The organism is Nonomuraea sp. NPDC049649 (genome assembly GCF_040675175.1).
In the GTDB taxonomy this organism is placed as follows: Bacteria; Actinomycetota; Actinomycetes; order Streptosporangiales; family Streptosporangiaceae; genus Nonomuraea.
On record NZ_JBFAOH010000037.1, the window covers coordinates 61,536 to 63,298 of the forward strand.

Genomic DNA, 1,763 nt, shown 5'->3' on the forward strand with positions numbered 1-1,763 from the left:
TACGACCGGCCTTCACCACGGTCCTGATACGGACGACGCTCACCGCGATCCCGATAGGAGCCACGGTCGTCCCGGTCCCGGAACGGGCGGCCCTCGCCACGATCCCGAGAGTCCCGGCCTCTGTACGAGTCGCGCTGGGAGCCGCGGTCATCCCGGTCCCGATAGGGGCGGCGCTCGCCCTCACCGCGCGGCCGCCAGTCGTCGCGGTCGCGGAACGGCCTGCGCTCGCCCTCACCTCGCGGACCACGGTCATCCCGGTCCCGGAACGACCGGCGCTCACCGCCGTAGCCGCGCTCCTGCCGGGGCCCACGGTCGTCGCGGTCCCGGTACGGACGACGCTCGTCACGATCCCTGGGCGGACGGCCCTCACCGCGGTCACTGGAGGAACGGCGATCGCGATCCTGGTAACCGTCGCGGTCGCGGAACGGCCGGCCGCCCTCACCCCGGCCCCGCCCCTGGTAGGAGCGCCTGTCGTCACCTGAGCGGAACGGACGGTCTCGCTCGTCACGCCCGCGGGAACTGTAACCGCCGTCCCTGCCGCCGTACGAGCGCTTACCCCCGTTATCGCCGCGCCCGCGCTGCTCGCCGTCCGATCCGCTGTCTCTGTTCACTTCTGGTCCATTTCGTTGGCTCACTCAGCGAGCCGCTGTTGCTCGTAAGGGCCCGCCGTGGCTGGTCGCCGCCCATCCCGGGCCTTACGCGACGAAGGCCACCCGTGGTTGGGGTGGCCCGGTACGTTCCCAGCCTAGCAAGCCATGGCCTGTCCAAGTCCCGCTCAGCAAGGGATCTCCTCACCTCAGGCCCGCAAATCCCGTGGCAGGCCCCGACGCCATTCCGCGAAACTGTCCGCATGTCTCTGCGCTTCCATGAAATAGCCGAAGCCCGCCACCGCATACTCAACCCGCTGACCGACGACAAACTCGATCTCCTGGGCGAAATCTGCCGCATCGACGCGAATATGCGGCAGCTCGACCTCGCCTGCGGAAAAGGCGAGATGCTCAGCCGCTGGTCCGCGCGCTACGGCCACCAGGGCATCGGCATCGACATCAGCAAGGTATTCCTGGAAGCGGCGAGAAAACGCGCCGACGAACTGGGCGTCGCCGACCGCATCCAGTTCGTCGAAGCCGACGCCGGCACCTACGAGGCCGAACCCCACGCGTTCGACATCGTCTCCTGCATCGGCGCGACCTGGATCGGCGACGGCCTCGCCGGCACCCTCGATGTGATGCGCCGCCCACTCCGCCGGGACGGGATCGCGCTGGTCGGAGAGTGCTACTGGACCGCCCCGCCCCCACCTGAAGCGTTGCGGGCCCTCTCCATGGAAGAGGACACCTTCACTTCACTCGCCGGTACGAACGAGCGTTTCGAGCAGGCGGGATTCGAGCTGCTGGAAATGGTGCTGGCCAGCCCGGACAGCTGGGACCGTTACGTGGCGAGCCAGTGGTGGACGATGAGCGACTGGCTTCGCGAGAACCCCGCGGACCCCGACGCCGAAGCCATGCGGCAGTTCCTGTCCACGGCCAGGCGCTCGCACCTGGAGTACGGCCGAGAGTACCTGGGGTGGGGAGTGTTCGTACTCCGCCGGAAAACCATCCCCTGAAACGCAGAAAGGCCCTGAGGTAGCAACCCCAGAGCCCTCCAAAACAAATAAGAAAGGGCCCCGACATAATCGTCGGAGCCCTTTCCCATATCAAAGATTGTCCGGCGGCGACCTACTCTCCCACACCCTCCCGAGTGCAGTACCATCGGCGCAGAGAAGCTTA

1 protein-coding gene and 1 pseudogene are annotated in these 1,763 nt (G+C 67.5%); both read left to right on the forward strand.

Features of this window, described 5'->3' with window-relative positions:
• A pseudogene (locus AB0J42_RS30940) lies at nt 1–482 on the forward strand (hypothetical protein); the annotation flags it as partial.
• A gap of 368 nt (nt 483–850) precedes the next feature.
• Nucleotides 851–1,600 carry a class I SAM-dependent methyltransferase gene (locus tag AB0J42_RS30945; RefSeq protein WP_364300641.1) on the forward strand — a complete coding sequence of 250 codons (750 nt, stop codon included), beginning with the start codon at nt 851–853 and terminating at the stop codon, nt 1,598–1,600.
• Nucleotides 1,601–1,763: the final 163 nt, after the last annotated feature.